Source organism: Curtobacterium sp. YC1 (genome assembly GCF_016267665.1).
Lineage (GTDB): Bacteria > Actinomycetota > Actinomycetes > Actinomycetales > Microbacteriaceae > Curtobacterium.
Genome location: NZ_CP066341.1, coordinates 2,286,677 through 2,308,494 on the forward strand (window position 1 = coordinate 2,286,677; position 21,818 = coordinate 2,308,494).

The window sequence follows — 21,818 nt, forward strand, 5'->3', positions numbered from 1 at the left end:
ACCAAGCACGAACGCTCGACCGTGCGAGCGAACGACTAGACCGCCGCGGCCGCCCCGGCCGGCACGAGCCGCCCCTCGCCGTGCAGCCGCGCCACGACCTCGAGGGCCTGGTGCCGGTACCTCGCCTGGGCGGCCCCGGGCGAGACGATCACACCGTCCGCCCCCGTCGACGCCACGAGCGCGTTGATCTTGTCGGCCACCTGGTCCGCGGTGCCGTAGGCCTGCCGCTCGGTGCGGGCGGCGATGAACCGACGCTCGAGGTCGGAGAACTCGTACGCCCGTGCCTCGTCCATCGACACCGGCTCGGGCTTGGCCCCCTGGCGCATCCGGATGAACGAGATCATGCCCGGGGCGCTCTGCTCGTCCACGACGGCCGGGTCCTCGTCGGTGACGACCTGCACGCCGATCAGCGCGTTCGGCGTCTGCCGGAAGCGCGACGGGCGGAACGAGTCGCGGTACAGCGCGAGCGCCGCCTCGGTGTTGTCGGACGCGAAGTGGTGCGCGAAGGCGAACGAGACGCCGAGCGCACCCGCGACCTGCGCGCTGTAGCCGGAGGACCCGAGCAGCCAGAACTCGGGCACGTCGCCGTACCCGGGCACCGCCTGGATGCGCGACAGCGGGTTCGCGGGGTCCATGCCGGTGAAGAACCCGATCAGGTCGGACAGGCGCTCCGGGAAGTCGTCGACGTCCAGTCGGTCGGTGCGACGCAGGGCCATCGCCGTGGCGCCGTCCGTGCCGGGGGCACGCCCGAGCCCGAGGTCGACGCGGTCGCCGTACAGCGCCCGCAGCGTGCCGAACTGCTCGGCGACGACGAGCGGCGCGTGGTTCGGCAGCATCACCCCGCCGGACCCGATGCGGATGGTCGAGGTGGCCGCGCCGACGGCGCTCAGCAGCACGGCGGGTGCCGAGGACGTGATGCCGGGCATGCCGTGGTGCTCGGCGACCCAGAAGCGCTCGTACCCGAGCTGCTCGGCGCGCACCGCCATGTCGATGGAGCCCTGCAGGGCCTCGGTGTTGGTCTGGCCGTACTCGCGGGTCGCCAGGTCGAGGACGGAGAGGTGCAGGGTGTCGTCGGTCATGTGGGCACCAACCCGTGCGTGCCGCCGCACATTCCAGCGGAGACCGGTCACGACGTGCCGTCGCCCGGTCGCCGGGCGGTCGCCGGGCGGTCGCCGGGCGCCCGCGGGGGCGACGCTTCGCGACCACTCGGCGGACGGGCGTGGCGCGCCCTGGAGAGGCGGCGCGGCGGCCGGGAGGCGCGGGGCGGGGCCGTGCCGCGCCTCCCGGCCGCCGTCCGGTCACGTCTCGGGCGCGCACGGTCACGACGTGCCGTGCGCACCTCGCGGACCGGTCACGTCCGGTCGCCTGACGGGCGCACCGCCGACGGAACGCGACCGCTCGCCGGACCCGGGCGGGGTGTCGTGACCGACCGCCCCGACCGCTCAGGCGCCGTCGAGGCGTCCGCCGGACTCCGTCAGGTAGCAGTTGGCGCAGAGCGACTCGTACGCGACGTCGACGCCGTCGATCGCGACCTGCGACCCGTCGAAGACGAACCGCCCGTCGACGGTCCGGGCGTTGAACACGGCCTTGCGACCGCAGCGGCAGATGGTCTTGAGCTCCTCGAGGGAGTGCGCGACCTCGAGCAGGCGGGCGCTGCCGGGGAACGCCTCGGTGCGGAAGTCGGTGCGGATGCCGTAGGTGATGACCGGGATCTCGTCGAGTACCGCGATCCGCAGCAGGTCGTCGACCTGGCGCGGGGTGAGGAACTGCGCCTCGTCGACGAGCACGCAGCTGACCGGACGCACCATGCCGTCCAGGCGGTCCGACTCCGGGTCGACGGCGCCCGCGGCGGTGACGGCCTGGCGGACGTCCGCGTCGGGGCCGAACACGATGTCGACGGTGCGCGTGACCCCGAGCCGCGAGACGATCTCACGGTCGCCCTTGGTGTCGATCGCCGGCTTGGCCAGGAGTACCCGGTGCCCGCGCTCCTCGTAGTTGTACGCCGCCTGCAGGAGTCCGGTGCTCTTCCCGCTGTTCATCGCGCCGTAGCGGAAGTAGAGCTTCGCCACTACGCGAGGAACCCGTCCTCGGCGGCCCGACGGATGAGGTCGGACTTCTTCGAGGCGGGTCGACCGACCTTGCTGTACTTCTCGCGCACCCGACGCAGGTAGGTCTTGGCGGTCTCGTACTGCACGTTCATCTGCGCGGCGACCTCGTTCGTCGAGTAGCCCGACACGTACAGGCGCAGCGCTTCCTCTTCGCCGGCGCTGAGCTTGGGCCGCTGGTGGGCGGCCGCTCCGGTCGGCAGCGGTCGCCACTCCCGCGGCTGCGGGGTCTCGCGGGCGACGCCCATGATCTCGCGAGCGACGTCCATGACCTCGCGCATCGGGAGCGACTTCGACAGGAACGCCGCAGCTCCGGCGGCCAGGGCACGGTCGCGGGACTCGCGGCTGTCGACGCTCGACAGGACGATCACCTTGGCGCCGGCAGCACGGCAGGTGCGCACGCGGGCCTCGATCGAGACCGGCTCCTTGAGCTGGAAGTCGAGGAACACCAGGTCGGTCGGGAAGCTGTCGCTGTGCACCATCTCGAGCCAGGTGTGCGCGGTCAGGGCGAGGTCGAAGTCGAATGCGTTGACGGCGATCCAGCTCGACAGGCTGTCCAGCAGCACCTCGTGGTCGTCGAGGATGGCCAGCCGCACACGTCGTGCTCCCGGGTTCGGGACGGCCGGGAGCCCCTCCGAGAGCCGGTTGGGGTCAGTGCTGGTCATACGAGAACCTTAGTGCGAGGGCGGACGGACGGACCGAGACGTCGAGGTCGGGGAACGTCACACGGAGGACGGCGAGGTAGGGGTCGAACGTGCGGTGGATGCCGATGTCGGAGTCGGCGACGACGAGGTCGAGCGCGACGACCACGCCGGCCGATCCGTCGTCTGCGCGGCGCACCGTCGCCCGGAACCCGGCCGGGTCGACGGTGACGGCACGGAACGCCGCGCGGACGAAGGTGCGCACGACGGTCCGCTGGTCGGTGTCGAGCGTCGCGATGAGTCCGTCGGGGTCGTCGACCACGGCGGCGGCACCGCCCTCGACCCGGACGGCGTACTCGAACCAGGTGCGGTCGGCGTCGGCGACCATGGACCGACGGATGCCGTCGGCGATCTCGCGGGCTCGCTCGCGGTCGGCGTCCGTGATGCCGTCGCGGGTGCGCAGCTCGGCGAAGAACGGTGCGACGTCACGGGACAGGATGGTCGATCGGTCCTGCTGCACGCTCGCCGCGATGCCGTCGCGTTCGGCCCGCGCCACCGAGTAGGAGCCGGCGCGGATCTGCACGCGTTCCGCCAGGCCGGCGAACGTGCGGGCGAAGACCGCCGACGCCGCGGTGAGCACCAGGGTGGGTGCCGCGGCCAGGAAGGCGGCGACCGCGACGGGGACCTCGTGCGGGAAGACCGCGGCCCCGATGCCCCACGTCACGGCGTTCACCACGGCGAGCACCACACCACCGACGGCCAGGTCGGTCCACGGGCGGTACGGCGCGACCATCACGATGCCGGTCGCCGTGATGAGCGACATGAAGTCGTTCAGGGCGCTGCGGTCCGGGCCCCACTGCGCGGCGACGCTCGTCATGGAGGCCAGGCCGAGCAGCCCGACGTGCGCGATGTACGCCCAGCGCGGGAACGGTGCACGGAAGGGGCTCGACGCGACGAAGACGACGGCGGCCGACGCGGCGACGAGCAGCACGGTCAGGGCGCTCAGCGTGGCGCTCCCCTCGACGTCGCGGTCGAACACCGACACGAGGAGCGCCCACACGATCCCGGCGGCGCCGAGCACGACGGCGAGCGGCCGGGAGCCCATGGCGCCGAGGGGGTCGTACTGCTGGGCCGTCCGACGGACCTCGGGCACCCGACGGCCGCGCACCGCGCTCACCGCCCGGCTCCCTGGCCGTCGCCGCTCCCGACCGGCACGGTGACCGCGCCGGTGACGGGTCCGTACGGGACGGTCATCATGACGCTGGTACCGGAACCCGGCGACGACCAGATCTGCACCTCGCCGCCGACCCGACCGATGCGGTCACGGACGGATCCGCGGAGCCCCATCCGGTCCGCCCCGGTGGCGTCCTCGTCGAACCCGCGGCCGTCGTCCACGACCATCACCGTGCACGAGGCGCTGTCGTCGAACACGCTGACCTCGGCGGCGTCGGTGCCGGCGTGCTTCCGGACGTTCGCCAGGCACTGTCCGACGGCGCGGACGAGCGCGGCGAGGGCTCGCTGGTCGAGTCGTTCGAGGGTCGAGGTGTCGCCGGAGACGGTGACGTCGAGCCCGAGTGCGCGGTGCTCGTCGACCATGGCGTCGAAGACCGCTGCCCCGGCGCCCGGCTGCGGTCGCACCACGGGGGCGAGCCACCCCTTGCCGGTGAGGACCGCGACGTCGGCGTCGACGGTCTCGGCCAGGTGCGGGTCCATCGGGCCGTCGGGCGCGACGGCGATCGCGCCGAGGTGGTTCAGGACGGTGTCGTGCAGGATCGCGGCGGCCTCGGCCTCGACCCCGGCGCGGTACGCCGAGACGTGCTCCTCGCGCGCCGACCGCAGGAGCTCCGGCTGCACCTGCTCGGAGCGGGTGGTGCTCCGGCTCGTGGCGAGCACGAGCGCCACCACGAAGCCGAGGGTGACCCAGGCGAGCACGAGCGGCCGCAGGGTCGCACCGGCCTGCTCGATCGCGATCCAGGTGGCGGCCCGGCCGACCACGAAGCCGACGAACGACCACAGGGCGACCCCGCGCGGCGCGGCACCGGCCCCGCCGACCAGGATGAGCGGGATGACGACCAGGGACAGCAGGTACGACGTCACCCAACCGGTCGGCACCTGCTCCTGCACCCCGAGGGCGAACCACCAGGCACACACGCCGCCGACCACCAGGAACGCGCCGGCCGACCGCGAGGTACCGAACTGCACGTGCACGCCGACCATCGCCAGCATCGGCAGGAGGGCCAGCACGGCGGGCAGGACCTGCACCTCCGGCTCGGACAGCCGGTAGAGCACCAGGGCGATCCCCGCGGCGACGATGGACCCGATCGCACCGGCGTGGAACGCACGCACCGTCGACCACGCGTTCACGCGCGGCGCGAGGTGCGTGGGGATGCCGAGCACGAGGTGGATCCTTCCGGGTGGCGTTGGCGCCGTCCACGATCCAACCACCGCGGCGGCGACCGTGTACCCCGAAAGCAGGGACTCTCGGCGACTGGCTCGATGATAGTCGCCCGCGCCGGGGGCCTGCTGTCCCCCGAAGACGGACCGCCGTGGTCAGAAGAGCGTCTGCGCCGCCACCGGGCGGAGGAGCCGTCGGTCGAACCCCGGATCGGCGCGTTTGAGCGGGGAGACCGTCGGTACGGACTGCTCCTGCGGGAGCGCCCGCGGCTCCGAGAACCCCATCGACCCGGTGGCCGGGTCGACGCGACCGATGCCGACCCCGTGCGCGGCCAGGATCGGCCGGATGCGCTCGGTCAGCCAGCGCCGGTAGTCCTTCGGCGCGTAGGTGTTGTCGAGGTACATCGCCCGGTAACGCTGCACCAGGTCCGGGTACTCGCGACCGAGCCACTCGAACCACCACGGCTTGACGCCCGGCCGCAGGTGCAGCGCCGAGTACGTGATGCTCGTCGCGCCGGCCGCGGTGGCCCGCCCGACCGCATCGTCGAGGTGCGCCGTGGTGTCGGTGATGTACGGCAGGACGGGCATCAGGAAGACCGTGCAGTCCAGCCCGGCGTCGCGGATGGCCCGCACGGTGGCGAGCCGCGCGGCCGTCGTCGGTGTCCCCGCCTCGACGGACTGCTGCAGGCCGTCGTCGTACACGGCGATCGACATCGCCAGGTCGACCGGCACGACCTTCGCCGCCTCGACCAGCAGGGGCAGGTCACGACGGAGCAGCGTGCCCTTCGTCAGGATGCTGAAGGGCGTGCGCGACTCGGCCAGTGCCTCGATCACGCCGGGCATCAGCCGGTACCGACCCTCGGCCCGCTGGTACGGGTCGGTGTTCGTGCCGAGCGCGACCGGGTGGCGGTCCCACGTGGGCTTGCCGAGCTCGCGGCGCAGGACCTCGGCGACGTTCGTCTTCACCACGATCTGCTGGTCGAAGTCGGCGCCGCCGTCGAACTCCAGGTAGGTGTGCGTCGGCCGGGCGAAGCAGTACACGCAGGCGTGGCTGCAGCCCCGGTACGGGTTGATCGTCCACCCGTAGGTGCCGGAGCCGTCGGCGCTGGGGACCCGGTTCAGGGCACTCTTCGCCAGGACCTCGTGGAACGTGACCCCGGCGAACTCCGGTGTCGTCACGCTCCGCACGAAGCCGCTGTTCGACTCCATGCCCGGGAGCGCGTCGTCCTGTGACGCGTCGATCGCCTGTCCACTCCACCGCATGCCGTCATTCGAACACATGTTCGAACGGGCCGCAAGCCGTGATCGGTCGTGGCGGCCGTCAGTGGTGCAGCCCGAGCACCTTCGCCGTGCGCTCGAGCGTAGCGTCCGCCAGGGCCGCGTCGTCGCCGAGGTCCTGCCCGTAGGTGGGGACCATCGCGCGGATGTCGTCCTGCCAGCCGTCCCAGCGGTCCGGGAAGCACCGGCGCAGCAGGCCGAGCATGATCGGCACGGCCGTCGACGCCCCCGGCGACGCGCCGAGCAGCCCGGCGATCGACCCGTCGGCCGAGGTGATGACCTCGGTGCCGAACTGCAGCACGCCGCCCTTGTCCTTGTCCGGCTTGATCACCTGGACGCGCTGCCCGGCGGTGATGCGGTGCCAGTGCTCCGGCTGCGCGCTCGGCATGAAGTCGCGGAGCGCGTCGAACTTCGTGCGCTTCGAGGCGAGCAGCTGCCCCACCAGGTACCGCACCAGATCGAAGTTCGAGAACGCGACGCTCAGCATCGGCCGCAGGTTGTGCGGCCGGATCGACCGGAACAGGTCGAGCAGCGAGCCCTGCTTGAGGAACTTCGGGCTGAACCCGGCGTACGGCCCGAACATGAGCGAGGCACTGCCGTCGACGATGCGGGTGTCGAGGTGCGGCACGGACATCGGCGGGGCGCCGACGCTCGCCTTGCCGTACACCTTGGCCGCGTGCTTCTGCACCACCTCGGGGTCGTCCGTGCGCAGGAACTCCCCCGAGACCGGGAAGCCGCCGTAGCCGCGGATCTCCGGGATGCCGGACTTCTGCAGCAGGTGCAGTGCCCCGCCGCCGGCGCCGACGAAGACGAACTTCGCGGCGATCCGCTGCGTGGAGCGACCGATCTCGTTGCGGACGTCGAGGACCCACCCCTCGGACACCTTGGACCGGCTGAGCTTCGTGACCTGGTGCGAGGGCTCGAACTCGACCCCGTCGATCTCGAGCTGGTCGAACAGCTGCCGGGTGAGCGAGCCGAAGTCGACGTCCGAACCGGCCGCCGAGTACGTCGCGGCGATCGGCTGGTCCTTCTTGCGACCGGGGATGAGCGCGGGGGCCCACTTCCGGATCTGCTGCGGGTCGTCGGAGAACTCGATGCCGGCGAAGAGCGGGTGGTCGCGCATGGCTTCGTACCGGGCACGCATGTACGCGACGTTCGCCTCGCCCCAGACGAACGAGATGTGCGGCGTGGGGTTGATGAAGTTCGACGGCTCCGGCAGCACACCGGTCTCGACCAGGTGCGCCCAGAACTGGCGGGACACCTGGAACTGCTCGTTGACCGTGACGGCCTTCGCGATGTCGACGCGGCCGTCGGGCAGCTCGGGTGTGTAGTTCAGCTCGCAGAGCGCGGAGTGACCGGTGCCGGCGTTGTTCCACGGGTTCGAGGACTCCTGCGCCACGGTGCCGAGCCGCTCGTACACCCGGATCTTCCAGCTCGGTTCGAGCCGGTGGATGATCGCGCCGAGGGTGGCGCTCATGATGCCACCGCCGATCAGGACGACGTCGATGGGGTCCACCTGCTTCTCTGCCACCCGTCGATCCTACCGACGTCGGCCGACAGGCCGGTCGGCGGACGCTCCGTCGCCCAGGCGGCGGAGCACGCGCAGCCGATGCGGGACGGACGGGAGGCCCGTGGCGGTGTCGCCACGGGCCTCCCGTCTGCTGGTCGCGTCGCTGCGCTACGCGGCGACCGAACGCCGCGCGACGATCGTCTCGGCGATCTGCACCGCGTTCAACGCGGCGCCCTTCCGCAGGTTGTCGTTGCTGACGAAGAGCACCAGGCCGCGGCCCTCGGGCGCGGACTGGTCGGCACGGATGCGACCGACGAACGCCGGGTCCTGACCGGCGGCCTGCAGCGGGGTGGGGACGTCGGAGAGCTCGACGCCGGGAGCGTCCGCCAGGATCTCGGTCGCTCGCTCGGGCGACAGCGGGCGCTCGAACTCGGCGTGCACCGAGATGGAGTGGCCGGTGAAGACGGGGACGCGCACGCACGTGCCCGCGACGAGCAGGTCGGGCAGCTCGAGGATCTTACGGCTCTCGTTGCGGAGCTTCTTCTCCTCGTCGGTCTCGCCCAGGCCGTCCTCGACGATGCTGCCCGCGAGCGGCACGACGTCGAACGCGATCGGGCGGATGTACTTGACGGGCTCGGGGAAGGTCACGGCCGACCCGTCGTGGGTGAGCGCCGCGGTGTCCTGCTCGAGCGCGGCCTTCGCCTGGCCGAGCAGTTCGTCGACCCCGGCGAGCCCGGAGCCCGACACGGCCTGGTAGGTCGTGGCGACCAGGCGGCGGAGTCCGGACTCGGTGTCCAGGACCTTGAGCACCGGCATGATCGCCATCGTCGTGCAGTTCGGGTTCGCGATGATCCCCTTCGGCGCCTGGTCGATGGCGTGCGGGTTCACCTCGCTCACCACGAGCGGCACCTCGGGGTCCATGCGCCAGGCGCTGGAGTTGTCGACGACGAGTGCCCCGGCGGCGGCGAACTTCGGCGCGAGCGCCCGCGAGGCGGTGGCCCCGGCGGAGAACAGCGCGATGTCGATGCCGGACGGGTCGGCGGTCTCGGAGTCCTCGACCACGATCTGCTCGCCGCGGAACGGCAGCGTCGTGCCGGCGGACCGTGCGCTGGCGAAGAAGCGGACCCGGTCGGCCGGGAACGCGCGTTCCTCGAGCAGACGGCGCATGACGGCGCCGACCTGGCCGGTGGCGCCGACGACGGCGACGGTGAGGGTGCTCATGCGGTGCTCCTGATCGGTGGTCGGGTCAGCGGCCGGTGCCGGCGTAGACGACGGCCTCGGCGTCGGCGTCCAGGTCGAACGCGCTGTGCACGACCCGCATCGCCTCGTTGAGGGTGTCGGCGCGCGTCACGACGGAGATCCGGATCTCCGACGTCGAGATCATCTCGATGTTGATCGACGCGTCGTGCAGGGCGCGGAAGAGCTTCGCGGAGACACCGGCGTTCGTGCGCATGCCCGCGCCGACCAGGGCGAGCTTGCCGATCTGGTCGTCGTACTGGATGCTCTCGTACCCGATGTCGGCCTTCGCGACCTCGAGCGCGGTGAGCACCGACTGTCCTTGGTCCTTCGGCAGCGTGAACGAGATGTCCGTCCGACCGGTCGACGCCGCCGACACGTTCTGGACGATCATGTCGATGTTCGCGCCGGCACGAGCGACGTTGGTGAAGATCTCGGCGGCCTTGCCCGGCTGGTCCGGGACCCCCACGACGGTGATCTTGCCCTCGGAGAGGTCTCCGGCGATCCCGGTGATGATCGGTTCTTCCACGGTTTCCCCCTCTGCAGGGTTGTAGACGATGGTGCCCTCGGCGTTGTTGAACGAGGACCGGACGTGCAGGGTGACGCCGTGCCGCCTGGCGTACTCGACGGCGCGGATGTACAGGACCTTGGCGCCCGAGGCGGCGAGCTCGAGCATCTCCTCGCTCGTGATGCGGTCGACCTTGCGGGCCTTCGACACCACGCGCGGGTCGGCCGTGAAGATGCCGTCGACGTCGGTGTAGATCTCGCACACGTCGGCGTCGAGGGCTGCGGCGAGGGCGACGGCGGTGGTGTCCGAGCCGCCGCGGCCGAGCGTGGTGATCTCGCCCGTGGTGCGGTTGAAGCCCTGGAAGCCGGCGACGATCGCGACGTGGCCGGAGTCGAGCGCCTCGCGCACGCGCTTCGGGGTGACGTCGACGATGCGCGCCTTGCCGTGCTGGGCGTCGGTGAGCATGCCCGCCTGGCTGCCCGTGTACGACGACGCCTCGACGCCCAGGCTCTTGATCGCCATCGCGAGCAGAGCCATCGAGATGCGCTCCCCCGCGGTCAGGAGCATGTCGAGCTCACGACCGGCGGGGATCGGCGTGACGGAGTGCGCCAGGTCGACGAGCTCGTCGGTGGTGTCGCCCATCGCCGACACCGCCACGACGACGTCGTTGCCGGCCTTCTTCGTCTCGACGATCCGCTTCGCCACGCGCTTGATGCTCTCGGCGTCCGCGACGGATGAACCACCGAACTTCTGCACGATCAAGGCCACTGGCTGGTACTCCCGGGGACGGCGACACCGCGCGGTCACGCGGTGTCCCAATCGTAGAGGGTGTTCCGGGGATGTTGCGTGCGAGCGGCCCCGGACGCAAGGAAGCTGCGCGGCGCTCAGCCGCCGACCACGCGCCGCCCCTCGAAGGCCCGGCCGAGCGTGACCTCGTCGGCGTACTCCAGGTCACCGCCGACGGGCAGCCCCGAGGCCAGTCGGGTCGTCCGGATCCCCATCGGCACGAGCAGCCGGCTGAGGTACGTCGCCGTGGCCTCGCCCTCGAGGTTCGGGTCGGTCGCGATGATGACCTCGTCGACCGTGCCGTCGGCCAGGCGCGTCATGAGCTGCTGGATGCGCAGGTCGTCCGGACCGATGCCGTCGATCGGGCTGATCGCGCCGCCGAGCACGTGGTACAGCCCACGGAACTCCCGGGTGCGCTCGATCGCTGCGACGTCCTTCGCCTCCTCGACCACGCAGATGACGGAGGGCGAGCGACGCGGGTCGCGGCAGATGCTGCAGCGCTCGGACTCGGTGACGTTGCCGCAGACCTCGCAGAACCGCACGCGCTCCTTGACGTCCGCGAGCAGTTCGGACAGGCGTGACGGGTCGAAGGACTCGGTCTGCAGGATGTGGAACGCGATGCGCTGCGCCGACTTCGGGCCGATGCCGGGCAGGCGGCCGAACTCGTCGATGAGGTCCTGGACGATGCCGTCGTACATCAGGCGCCGTCCTCGTGCAGGGCGGTCTCCTCGATGAACTGGGCGTTGAGGATCTCACGCACCACCGCCTCGCCGTAGCGACCGGCGACCGGGGCCCGGCGCGCGGGCGGTGCGGTCCGCGGGGCAGCGGCGGTTCGCTGCTGCTGCTGCGGTGCTGCCTGCTGCGGTGCCGTCTGCTGCGGTGCTGCCTGCGCGGGCTGTCGCGCCGCCGTGGGCGCTGCCGCCGGACCGCCGCGACCGGGATCGGGGAACGGGGCACCGTCGTCGTACGGTTCGTCGTCGAGCGGGTAGTCGTCGACGGGGACGCCCGGCGCGCCCGCTCCGACGCCGGGAGCGGCTGCCGTACCGGACGCCTGCGGTGCCGGCGTGGTGGGGCGGTCGTGCTCGGGTGCGGTCGGACCGTCCGCACCCGTGGCCGCGGGCTGGTCGGGCTGCTGGACGGTCTGCGCGGGTGCGACCGGGGCCGAGGCTGGAGCGGTGCCGAACGGGGCGGCCCAGCTCGGCTCGACGGACTCGGGCACGGCATCGGCGGTGGGGTCGCTGGCGGGGATCGTCGCGACTGCCCACTCCGTGACCGGCGCTCCCGGGGCAGCGGCGGCTGGCCTGTCGGACGCGGTGTCCGGCGTCGGCGCTGCGTCGGTGGCTGGCTTCGACGACGGTGCGGTCGCGGCCGGTGCCGATGCCGGCGCCGGTGCCGGTGCCGCCGGCTCCGACGCCGGTGCGGTCGCGGCCCGAGTCGCGGTCGGGGCGTCCGGCGTGGGGGCCGACGCCGGGGTGGGCGCGGCGCTGGCCGCGGGTGCGTCGACCGGCTGCCGGTCTGCGACGGGGGCAGTCCCACCCGACGGCGCTGCCGGGGCGGACGGACGCTGCGGCGCGGCGCTCGTCGGAGCCGGTGCCGGCGCCTGCGTCTGCTGCTGCTGCTGCTGCTGCCGCTGCTGTCCCGGCCCGCGGGCGACGAACTTCACCCGGATCCCGAGCACCTCGACGATCGCCGCGCGCAACAGCTCGCTGACGCTGGCCGACGGGTCGGACATCTCCTTGAACGAGGCGACGTCCTGCTGGCTCGGGAACGTCAGCGTCAGGACGTCGTCGCGCAGCGCGGTGACCTGCGCCGTGACGACGACCGACCAGGCGGAACGCTTGGCGTGCTGGACGTGCTCGACGATCTGCGGCCACGAGTCCCGCATCTGCTGGAACCCGACGGTGCTGACGCTCCGCACGGCCGGCTCGTCGCCGATCGTGGTGCCCTGCCCGGTCGACGATGCGCTGACCGGCTCGTCGGCGCTCGGGGTCGGGGTCGGGGTCGGGGCGCGCGTGGGCGCCGGCGCGGCGGACGTCGACGGAGGTACGGCCGGGGCGGCCGGCTCGCTCGGGGCGACGGCGGCCCAGGACGCAGCGGCGTCACGTGCCACGGCACCGGCGTCCGGCCGGGGCGCGGTGGACTGCTCGTCGGGCTGCTCCGGCGCTGCCGACGGCGCAGCGGCGGGAGCTACGGATGCCGCCTGCGGCACGGACTGCTCCGGTCGTGCGGAGCCGGCAGCCGTCGTCGGTGCTGCGGCCCCGGACGCCGCGGACCCGCGTGCGCCGGTCGCGGAGTCCCTGGGCGCGGCGGCCCTGGGCCCGGTGGACGCGGGTGCGGCAGCCGTCGGAGCGGCGTTGCCGTCGGCCTGGTGTCCGCCGGCGTCGCCGACACCGACGCGTCGCTCGAGCCGCTCGACGCGTGCGAGGGCGCCGCGCTGGGTGTCGTCGACCTCGGGCACGAGCATGCGCGCCGTCATGAGCTCGAGGTGCAGCCGGGGCGAGGTGGCTCCGGTCATCTCGGTGAGGGCACGGTTCGCGATGTCGGCCGCCCGGGACAGCCCGACAGCCCCGAACACGCCGGCCTGCCGGCTCATCGTGTCGAGTTCTTCGGGCGAGACGCCCCGCAGGACCGCCGCGGCGCTCTCGTTCGTCGCCGCGACGACGATCAGGTCGCGCAACCGCTCGAGCAGGTCCTCGACGAAGCGCCGGGGGTCCTGACCGGTCTGCACGATCCGGTCGATGGCCGCGAAGGCCGACGCGGGATCGGCGACGGCCAGGGCGTCCACGACGTCGTCGAGCAGCGCGGCATCGGTGTAGCCGAGCAGGGCGACCGCACGCTCGTAGGCGATCGCGCCGTCCTCGCTGCCGGCCATCAGCTGGTCGAGCAGGGACAGGGTGTCGCGGACGGAACCGCCGCCGGCACGGACGACCAGCGGCAGGACCCCCGGCGCCACCGACACCGACTCCTGCGTGCACAGCTGCTCGACGTACTCGAGCATCGCGGCCGGCGGCACCAGACGGAACGGGTAGTGGTGGGTGCGCGACCGGATGGTGCCGATGACCTTCTCGGGCTCGGTCGTCGCGAAGATGAACTTCACGTGCTCCGGCGGCTCCTCGACCAGTTTGAGCAGCGCGTTGAACCCCTGGGGCGTCACCATGTGCGCCTCGTCGAGGATGAAGATCTTGTAGCGGTCACGAGCGGGCGCGAAGACCGCCCGGTCGCGCAGGTCGCGCGCGTCGTCGACACCGTTGTGGCTGGCGGCGTCGATCTCGATCACGTCGAGCGACCCGCTGCCGTCGCGGGCGAGCTCCACGCAGCTCGGGCAGACACCGCACGGGGTGTCGGTCGGGCCCTCGGCACAGTTGAGGCAGCGCGCGAGGATGCGGGCCGACGTCGTCTTGCCGCAGCCGCGCGGGCCGCTGAACAGGTAGGCGTGGTTCACGCGGTTGGTCCGGAGCGCCGTGCGCAGCGGGTCGGTGACCTGCGACTGCCCGATCAGCTCGGCGAAGTTCTCGGGCCGGTAACGGCGATACAGGGCGGTGACCACGCGACAAGGGTAGCCGCCGCGACCGACAACCCGCGTGCCCGTCCACAGGGGGCACCGCCGGGCCGGACCGCCCGTCAGCGGCGAGCCGGGCGCACGGACGGCACCGCGCCTCCGGTCCGTCTCGACGACGGGCCGGAGGCGCGGTGCGTGACGCGCTGCGGACTCAGCCGCGCGTGCGGCGGCGGACCCCGCGGGCCAGGCGGGAGAGGCCCAGCAGCAGGAACCCGAGCACCACGAGCGCTCCCGCGGAGCCGGCGATCGGCGCGATGTCGGCGCCCGTGAAGGCGAGGTCACCGCTGCCCGGTCCCGTCACGGTGCCGTTGCCGGCCCCTGCCCCGCCGCCGACCCCCGGTGCACCGGGCGTTCCCGGCGTCCCCGGCAGGCCGGGCGCTCCCGGCGTACCGGGCGTGCCCGGCGCCTCCGGGTCGGCGGTGTCGGCCATGACGACGACGCGGACCATCTGCGCCCGTGAGGTCGCCCCGTCCACGGTCTGGGTCACCCGCAGCACGTGCTCGCCGACCGGCAGCCAGACCATGACGGACCACTCGCCGGACGCGTCGGCCGTGGTCACGACGCCGTCGCGACCCATCGGGACGACCGTGACGGTCGCTCCGGGCTCGGCGGTCCCCGTGATCATCCACTCGACCCCGCCGTCGTCGCCCGCCATCTGCCGCTCGCCCGGGGTGGGCGAGGTGACCGCGAGCGGTTCGACGGCGTCGACCACGATCGGCACCGCCGGTGCGTTCGAGGTCGTGCCGTTGACGGACTGGGTGGCGCGGATCGTCCACTCGCCCTCTGGCACGCGGTCGAAGGTGACGCTCCAGTCGCCCTCCGCGTCCGCGGTGGTGGTGCGCACCTGTCCGGTCGACAGCGTGACCGTGACGGTCGCCCCGGGGGTCGCCTGTCCCGTCACCGTGAACGAGCCGGTGTCACCGAAGCCGTCGGCCGGGATGAGCTCCCCGGCCTCGGGGCTGGTGATGGTGATGTCCGTCACGTCGGCCGCCACCACGGTGATGTCGGTGGTCACCGGGTCGGAGGTCCGCCCGCCGACCGTCTGCGTGACCGACACCGTGTGGTCGCCCACCGGGACGCCGCCGACCGTGACCGTCCACGAGCCGTCGTCGCCGGCCGTCGTCGTGGCCGTGCGGCCGTCGACGTCCACCCGCACCGCGGCGCCGGGCTCGGCCGTGCCGCTCACCGGCACCGACGTCGTCGATCCGGTGGTCGGGAAGCGCTGCCCGTCGGTCGGGGTGGTGACCGTGACCGGTGCGACGGCCTCGACCCGGAAGCCGACCTCCGGAGCCTCGGTCGTGTCACCCGCCACCGTCTGGCTGGCGGCGATGGTGTGGGCACCCTCGGCGACGTCCTCGACGGTCACGGCCCATGCGCCGTCGCCGTCCGCGGTCGTGGTGACCGCGCGGCCGCCGTCGATGCGGACGCTGACCGCTGCGTCGGGTGCGGCGGTGCCGACCACGCGCACGTCGGTCGTCCCGCCGAGCACCCGGTAGACCGTGCCGTCCGCCGGGGCGGTGACGACGATCGCATCCTCGGCGGCCACCGCGACGGTGACGTCGCGCTCGACCGGGTCGGACGTGGTGCCGTTCACCACCTGCTCGACGGTGAGCGTGTGCTCGCCCTCGGGAACGGTGACGCTGGTCTCCCACCGGCCGTCGGGGCCGACACGGACCGTGATCGGGTCGCCGTCGTCGACGACGACGCGGACGGTCGCGCCGGGCTGGCCCTCGCCGCCGACCGGCACCGTCGCGCTCGACTCGGTGCTCGGCACCGTGAAGGTGGTGTCGTCCGCCGGGGCGGTCACCGTCAGCGCTGCCCCCGGAGCCACGGTCACGGTCGTGCGGACCGGGCTCGAGGTCGAGCCGTCCACCGTCTGGGTGGCCCGGACGACGTGCTCGCCCACCGTGGTGCCCGGCAGGTCGACGCTCCAGGTGCCGGCGTCGGTCGCCGTCACGGTCACGGGGTCGCCCCCGTCGATCGTGACCCGGACCTCGGCACCCGGCTCCGCCGCACCAGCGGCGGTGAGCGTCAGGACCGAGTCGGCCTGCGCGACGCGCACCGTCGACCCGTCCGCCGGGGTGGCGATCGTGATCGGGTCGGCGACGAGGACGCGGACGCCCACGGTCACCGGCGCGGACTCGGTGTCACCGACGCGCTGCGTGACGCTCACCGTGGTGGTGCCCGCCGGGACGCCGGGGACGCTGACGTCCCAGTCGCCGCCGTCGTCCGCGGTGGTCGTCTCGGTGCGGCCGCCACCGAGGTCGACGACGATCGTCGCCCCGGGCTCCGCGGTGCCCGCCACGTCCACCGTCGTGGTGGCGTCGCGGTCGGCGACCGTGTACTGCTGGCCGGCCGTCGGCTCGGTGACCCGGACGGGCGCGCCCGCCTCGACCACGAACGTGGTCTCGGCCGGGACGGTCGAGGTCGACCCGTCGACCGTCTGCGTCACCTCGACCGTGTGCTCGCCGACGCCGAGGTCGGGGACCCGGACGCTCCACGAGCCGTCGTCACCGGCGGTCACCTCGACGGTGTCGCGGTCGTCGACCGTGACCGACACCGTGGCACCGGGCTGGGCGTCGCCGGCGACCGTCACGGTCGTCGTGGCGTCGTCGCCGGCGACCGTGATCGGGTCGTCGCCGGGCTCGCGGATCGTGAGCGCCGCGGCCGCCACCACCGACACCGGTCGCTCGACGGCTGCGCTCGTGGTGTCGTTCAGCGACTGCGTCACCGAGGCCGTCCACGAGCCGGTCGGCACGACCTCGACCGTCGTCGCCCAGCGGCCGTCGTCGTCCACCGTCGCCGTGGCGGTCCCGCCGTCGCCGAGGTCGACCGTGACGGTCGCGCCCGGCTCCGCGGTGCCCCGGAAGTCGACGTCGGTGGTGGCGTCGTCGTCCGCCACCGTGACGGTGGCGGTGCCCCGCGGGGTGGACACGACGAGCGGAGCGCCCGCGCGGACCGACACCGCAGCCGTGACCGGCGTCGACGGCTGGCCGTCGACGACCTGCGTCGCGGTGACGCGGTGGTCGCCGACCGGGACGTCCTGGAACGTGGTGGTCCACCGGCCGTCCTCGTCGGCCGTCACCGTCTCGGTCGCACCGGTCGAGAGCCGCACCGTCACCTCGGCGTCGGGCTGCGCCCGACCGCTCGCCACGACGTCGGCCGTGCCGGCCGTGTCCGCGACGGTCAGGACGTCGCCGTCCTCCGGGGTCGCGATGGTGAGCGCGTCCGCCGCCCGCACCGTGACGGTCTGCTCCGGACTGGAGGCGGTGGTCCCGCCGACCGTCTGGCTGGCGGTCAGCGTCGGGGTGCCGACACCGACCCCGCCGAACGTGACCGTCCAGTCACCCTCGGCGTCCGCGGTGGTGGTCAGCTCGTCGTCGCCGAGCCGCACCGTGACCGGGGCGCCCGGCTCCGCCGCGCCGGAGACCACGACGTCGCGCGTCGCGTCACCGTCCGGCACGAGCAGGACCACGTCGGCCTCGGGCGCCGTGATCGTCACGGCGTCGGCCGCCGCGATCGTGACGGTGCGCTCGACCGGGTCGGAGGTCCGCGGGTCGGAGACGGTGCCGGCCAGGGTCTGGGTGACCGCGATCTGGTGCACGTCGACCCCGAGGTCGGGGAACGTGACCGACCACGTGCCGTCCGCGCGGACCGTCGTCTCCTGGTCGTCGGCCCCGGCGAGGGTCGCGGTCACCGTGGCGCCGGGCTGGCCGGTGCCGGTGATGGTGAGATCGCGTTCGACGTCCGGGCCGGCGACCGTGATCGGGTCGGTGTCCGGGCCGGTGATCGTCAGGGCGTTCGCCACGACGACCTCGATGGCGACCGGGACGGCGCTCGTCACGACGTCCTCGACCTGCTGGCTCGCCGTCACCGTGTACACGCCGGTCGGGGCCAGGCCGGTCGCGTCGACCGCCCACTCCCCCTCGGCGTCCGCGGTGGTGGGGAACTGCGTACCGGGGCCGACCGAGACGCGCACGTCGGCGCCCGGTTCGGCGGTGCCGGTGATCCGGACCGTGGCGGTCGCGTCCTCGTCGACCACGACGAAGCGTGCGCCGCTCGCCGGGGTGTCGATGACGATCGCGTTGCCGGGCACCACGGTGAAGGCACGCGTGACGACCGGGCCGTCGGTGCCGTTCACGGTCTGCACGGCCTCGACGGTGTGCTCGCCGATGCCGAGCTGCGTGGTCGGCAGCTCCCAGTTGCCGGCGGTGTCCGCCGTCACGTCGACCGGGTCGGCGTCGTCGATGGTCACGGCGACGTCCGCACCGGGTTCCGCCGTGCCGCGGACGACCACGTTGGCCTGCCCACCGGTGCCCGCTGGCACCTCCTGCGCGTCGCCCGGGGCCACGATCACCAGGTCGTCGCCGGCTTCGACCGTGAAGTCGCGGTCGACCGGGGTCGAGGTCGCGCCGTCGACGGTCTGGGTCACGGTCGCCGTGTGCTCGCCGGTCCCGACGCCCTCGAGGACGACCGACCAGTTGCCCTGCGGGGTGACCGTCGTGGTGACCGCGTCGCCCTCGTCGAGGACGACCGCGACCTGCGCACCCGGCTCGGCGGTGCCACGCACGGTGACGTCGAGCGCGGAGTCGTCGGTCGCGACCGTGAGCGTGTCGTCCTGGTCCGGCGCGGTGACGGCGAGCGGTGCGCCCGCCTGCACCGTGACGACCTGGCGGACCGCCGGCGAGGTGGTCCCGCCGACCGTCTGCGTCGCGGTGATCGTGTACCGACCGACCGGGACGTCGGTGACGGTCAGCGTCCAGGTGCCGTCGGCGTCGGCCGTCGTGGTGGCGGTCAGCCCGTCGCCGAGCGAGACCCGCACCTCGGCGTCGGCTTCGGCCGTGCCGGCCAGGTCGAGGTCGGTGGCGGTGTCGGCATCGAGGACGGTGACCACGTCGCCGGCGTCGGGCGAGGTGATCGCGAGCGGGTCGCCCGCCTCGACGGTGAAGGTGGTCTCGACCGGGCCGGACGTGGTGCCGTCGACGCTCTGACGCGCCGTGACGGTGCGCTCCCCGACCGGGACGTCGGCGAAGGTCGTCGTCCAGGCGCCGTCCTCGTCGGCGGTCACCGCGGCGGCGAAGGAACCACCGATGTCGATGGTGACCCGGGCGTTCGGAGCGGCCGTCCCGGACACCGTCACCTGCGTCGTCGCGGTCTCGTCGGCGACGGTGATGGTGCTGCCGTCGGCCGGCTCGTCGATGATGAGCGCGGGGGCCGCGGTCACGGTGAGGTCCCGGGTGACCGGGGCGCTCGTGGTGCCGCCGACGGTCTGGGTGACGTCGGCCGAGTACTCGCCGGCCGGGACGTCCGTGACGCTGGTGGACCAGGTGCCGTCGGCGTTCGCCCGGGTGGTGGCCGTCAGCCCGTCACCGAGGTCGACGTCGACCCGCGCCCCGGGCTGGGCGCTGCCGGCGAAGGGCACGGAGCGCGTGTCCGCCGCGAGCGGGAAGTCCTGGTCGGCGGTGGGGGTGTCGACGGTGAGTCCTGCCGCTGCGACGACCCGGAAGTCCCGGGTCACGGGGGCGGAGGTCGAGTCACCGACGGTCTGCGTCACGCTGGCCGTCCGGTCGCCCAGGGGGACCTCCGGGACGGTGACGCTCCACGCACCGGTCTCGTCCGCGGTGCCCGTCGCGGTCACGCCGTCGCCGAGGTCGACGCTGATGGTCGCGTTCGCGGTCGCCGTGCCGGTCAGGGTGACCGGGGCGGTCTCCCCCGTCGTGGTGAAGGTCTGGCCGGTCGTGGGGCTGGTGACGGTCAGCGCACGCTGGGCGACGACGGAGAAGTCCTGCGTCGCGGTGCCGGCCGCGGTGCCGCCGACCGTCTGGGTCGCGGTCGCGGTGTACTCGCCGGTGGGGACGTCGGCGATGGTCGTCGTCCAGGTCCCGTCGGCGCCGACGGTCGCCGTGCCGGTCCGGTCGTCGCCGAGGCGCACGACGACGGTGGCGCCGGGCTCACCGGCACCGCGGACGACGATGCTGCGGGTGGCGTCGGCCGAGGGCACGGTGAACTGCTGCCCCGCCGTCGGCGCCGTGATGGTCGGGGCCGCGAAGGCCGTGGCCCGCACCGTCGAGGTCGCGAGGTCCACGGTGGCGACGTCCGCCCCGGGCAGCACCGAGAGTCGCAGGGCGTGCACGCTCCGCGATCCGGTGTCGGTCCCGCGGGGGTCACGGAAGCCGACGGTGTCCTGCGCATTGACGGTGAGGTCGATCACCTGGCGGAGCAGCAGGACCACCGGGCTGAGCAGCCTCGAGACCGCCGAGGTCGTGGCGGTCAGCGTCGTGCCGAGCTCCGTCAGCGCGGTCCCGGAGACGAGCGGCCGCACGGTGTCCTGCAGTGCCGGGATGACGATCGAGTTGACCGCCGGGGCGAGCAGCGTGCCCAGCGCGGCGAGTCCGAGCGGACCACCCGTCGCGGTGACGGTGGCGCGGGCCGGCGAGGTCCCGGCGAGGGCGCCGAGCGTGGTGTCCGCCCGGAGCGCGAGACCCGCGAGCGGCAGTCCGGCCGCGGTGACGTTCGCGGTCACGTTCACGCGCACGGCCGTCGAGTTCACCGTGTTGACGACCGCGGTCTGCAGTGCCGTCGGGAGCTGGGTGCCGAGGATCGTCGTGATGCTCCGGTTGATCGAGCTCACGGCTGCCTCGGTGAGCACCGGTGTGTTGGCCGGCTGACCGTTGAGCGTGGTGAGGCGGTCGAGGTCGACCGAGATCGCGCCCGTCGCCGGGGTGATCGTCACCGCTCCGTCCGTCAGCGGCTGCTGCAGCACACGGGTCAGCGTGTCGTCGAGGTTCAGGTCGACGGTGGCGGTGACGTTCGTCCCGTTGACGGTCACCAGACCGAGGCTCGTCGTCCGGAGCAGCCGCTGGATCTCGGCGGTCAACGCCGTGGTCGTGCCGGAGAGTGCGCCGTCCGCACCGACCGCCGAGTTCACGGTGCCCGAGAAGGTCCGGAGGTCGTTCCGCAGCGCGGTGGAGAGCCCGGCGACGGCGGGGCTCGTCAGGTCGAGCGTCGCACCTGCGATCCGGTAGTCGCTCGTCGTGCTGACCTCGGTGCCGCGCGTCGCCTGGATGCGGGACGCCAGTGCGCCGATGCGCAGCTGCGAGGTGGAGAGCACCGTGGCGTCGGCTCCGACCCGCGAGAACAGCGGGGCGAGGTCGAGCGTGGCGGCACCGGTGCCGGCCCCTGTGCCGACACCGATGCCGCCGTCGTTCGTCAGCAGCCCGGAGGACGCCGTCGCCCCGTTCGCCGAGGTCGTGGCGTACTGGCCGTCCACGCCCAGGGTGAGGATGCCGTTCGCCCCGAGCAGGTCGACGTCGTTGCCCAGGTCCACCCCCACCGTCTCGAGGGCCGTCAGGTTGAGCGGCTGGGAGGTGGTCCCGCCGCCCGAGGTCGTCCCGCGGGCCGAGTAGGCCCCGCCGAGTTGGGCGATCGCGTCGGCGTCGACGATGCCGGAACCGCTGAGCAGCAGCCCCTCGGCCTCGGCGACGTCGGTGGGGGCGGCCGCCGCGGGTTGGATCGCCACGGTGGCGGCGACGAGCGCCGTCACCGTGGCGACGACGCCGCCGCGCAGCAGGAGACGCCGTCCGTTCGGTGCTCGTCGTCGAGCTCCTCGGTCGGCACCGGTGGTCCGTCGTTCCTGGTCGTACGCTGCGGCGGGTACGCGGGTACCGAGCAGCGACGCAAGCCTGCGCATGCGCGTCTCTTTCCTGGCGGGCACGCCCGCCACCTGATCCTCGGAACTCCCCCGCTGGTGAGGCGGTGGAGGGTCGGGATCCTGGTTGGGGATCCCTGATGGTGATCTTTA

12 protein-coding genes are annotated in these 21,818 nt (G+C 73.3%); all 12 read right to left on the reverse strand.

Features of this window, described 5'->3' with window-relative positions; all coding sequences use genetic code 11:
- Nucleotides 1-35: 35 nt before the first annotated feature.
- Nucleotides 36-1,079 (reverse strand): LLM class flavin-dependent oxidoreductase, encoded by a 1,044-nt coding sequence (locus I8920_RS10685; protein WP_198656334.1) that lies wholly within the window; start codon nucleotides 1,077-1,079, stop codon nucleotides 36-38.
- 363 nt (nucleotides 1,080-1,442) lie between these two features.
- Entirely contained in the window at nucleotides 1,443-2,069 is a 627-nt protein-coding gene (locus tag I8920_RS10690) for a thymidine kinase (RefSeq protein ID WP_198656335.1), read from the reverse strand.
- Nucleotides 2,069-2,770, reverse strand: a complete 702-nt coding sequence (locus tag I8920_RS10695; protein ID WP_225559162.1) for a response regulator transcription factor — start codon at nucleotides 2,768-2,770, stop codon at nucleotides 2,069-2,071. The genes I8920_RS10690 and I8920_RS10695 overlap by 1 nt, the downstream gene beginning before the upstream one ends.
- Entirely contained in the window at nucleotides 2,757-3,923 is a 1,167-nt protein-coding gene (locus I8920_RS10700; protein ID WP_198656336.1) for a hypothetical protein, read from the reverse strand. Before I8920_RS10700 ends, I8920_RS10695 begins: the two co-directional genes overlap by 14 nt.
- A complete protein-coding gene (locus I8920_RS10705; RefSeq protein ID WP_198656337.1) occupies nucleotides 3,920-5,143 on the reverse strand; it encodes a sensor histidine kinase in 1,224 nt (407 codons plus the stop codon). Before I8920_RS10705 ends, I8920_RS10700 begins: the two co-directional genes overlap by 4 nt.
- Before the next feature lie 153 nt (nucleotides 5,144-5,296).
- Nucleotides 5,297-6,403: an Rv2578c family radical SAM protein gene (locus I8920_RS10710; RefSeq protein ID WP_198656338.1), complete on the reverse strand. Its 1,107-nt coding sequence runs from the start codon at nucleotides 6,401-6,403 to the stop codon at nucleotides 5,297-5,299.
- 58 nt (nucleotides 6,404-6,461) lie between these two features.
- Nucleotides 6,462-7,949, reverse strand: a complete 1,488-nt coding sequence (locus I8920_RS10715; protein ID WP_198656339.1) for a malate:quinone oxidoreductase — start codon at nucleotides 7,947-7,949, stop codon at nucleotides 6,462-6,464.
- A 147-nt stretch (nucleotides 7,950-8,096) separates the two neighbouring features.
- On the reverse strand, nucleotides 8,097-9,149 hold the full coding sequence (locus tag I8920_RS10720; protein ID WP_198656340.1) for an aspartate-semialdehyde dehydrogenase: 1,053 nt from the start codon (nucleotides 9,147-9,149) through the stop codon (nucleotides 8,097-8,099).
- 25 nt (nucleotides 9,150-9,174) lie between these two features.
- Complete coding sequence (locus I8920_RS10725; RefSeq protein WP_198656341.1) at nucleotides 9,175-10,440, reverse strand: aspartate kinase; 1,266 nt, start codon at nucleotides 10,438-10,440, stop codon at nucleotides 9,175-9,177.
- A gap of 116 nt (nucleotides 10,441-10,556) precedes the next feature.
- Nucleotides 10,557-11,156, reverse strand: a complete 600-nt coding sequence (recR, locus tag I8920_RS10730; RefSeq protein WP_198656342.1) for a recombination mediator RecR — start codon at nucleotides 11,154-11,156, stop codon at nucleotides 10,557-10,559.
- Nucleotides 11,156-14,005, reverse strand: a complete 2,850-nt coding sequence (locus I8920_RS10735; protein ID WP_198656343.1) for a DNA polymerase III subunit gamma and tau — start codon at nucleotides 14,003-14,005, stop codon at nucleotides 11,156-11,158. The genes recR and I8920_RS10735 overlap by 1 nt, the downstream gene beginning before the upstream one ends.
- 163 nt (nucleotides 14,006-14,168) lie before the next feature.
- A complete protein-coding gene (locus I8920_RS10740) occupies nucleotides 14,169-21,707 on the reverse strand; it encodes a choice-of-anchor G family protein (protein WP_198656344.1) in 7,539 nt (2,512 codons plus the stop codon).
- Nucleotides 21,708-21,818 lie beyond the last annotated feature (111 nt).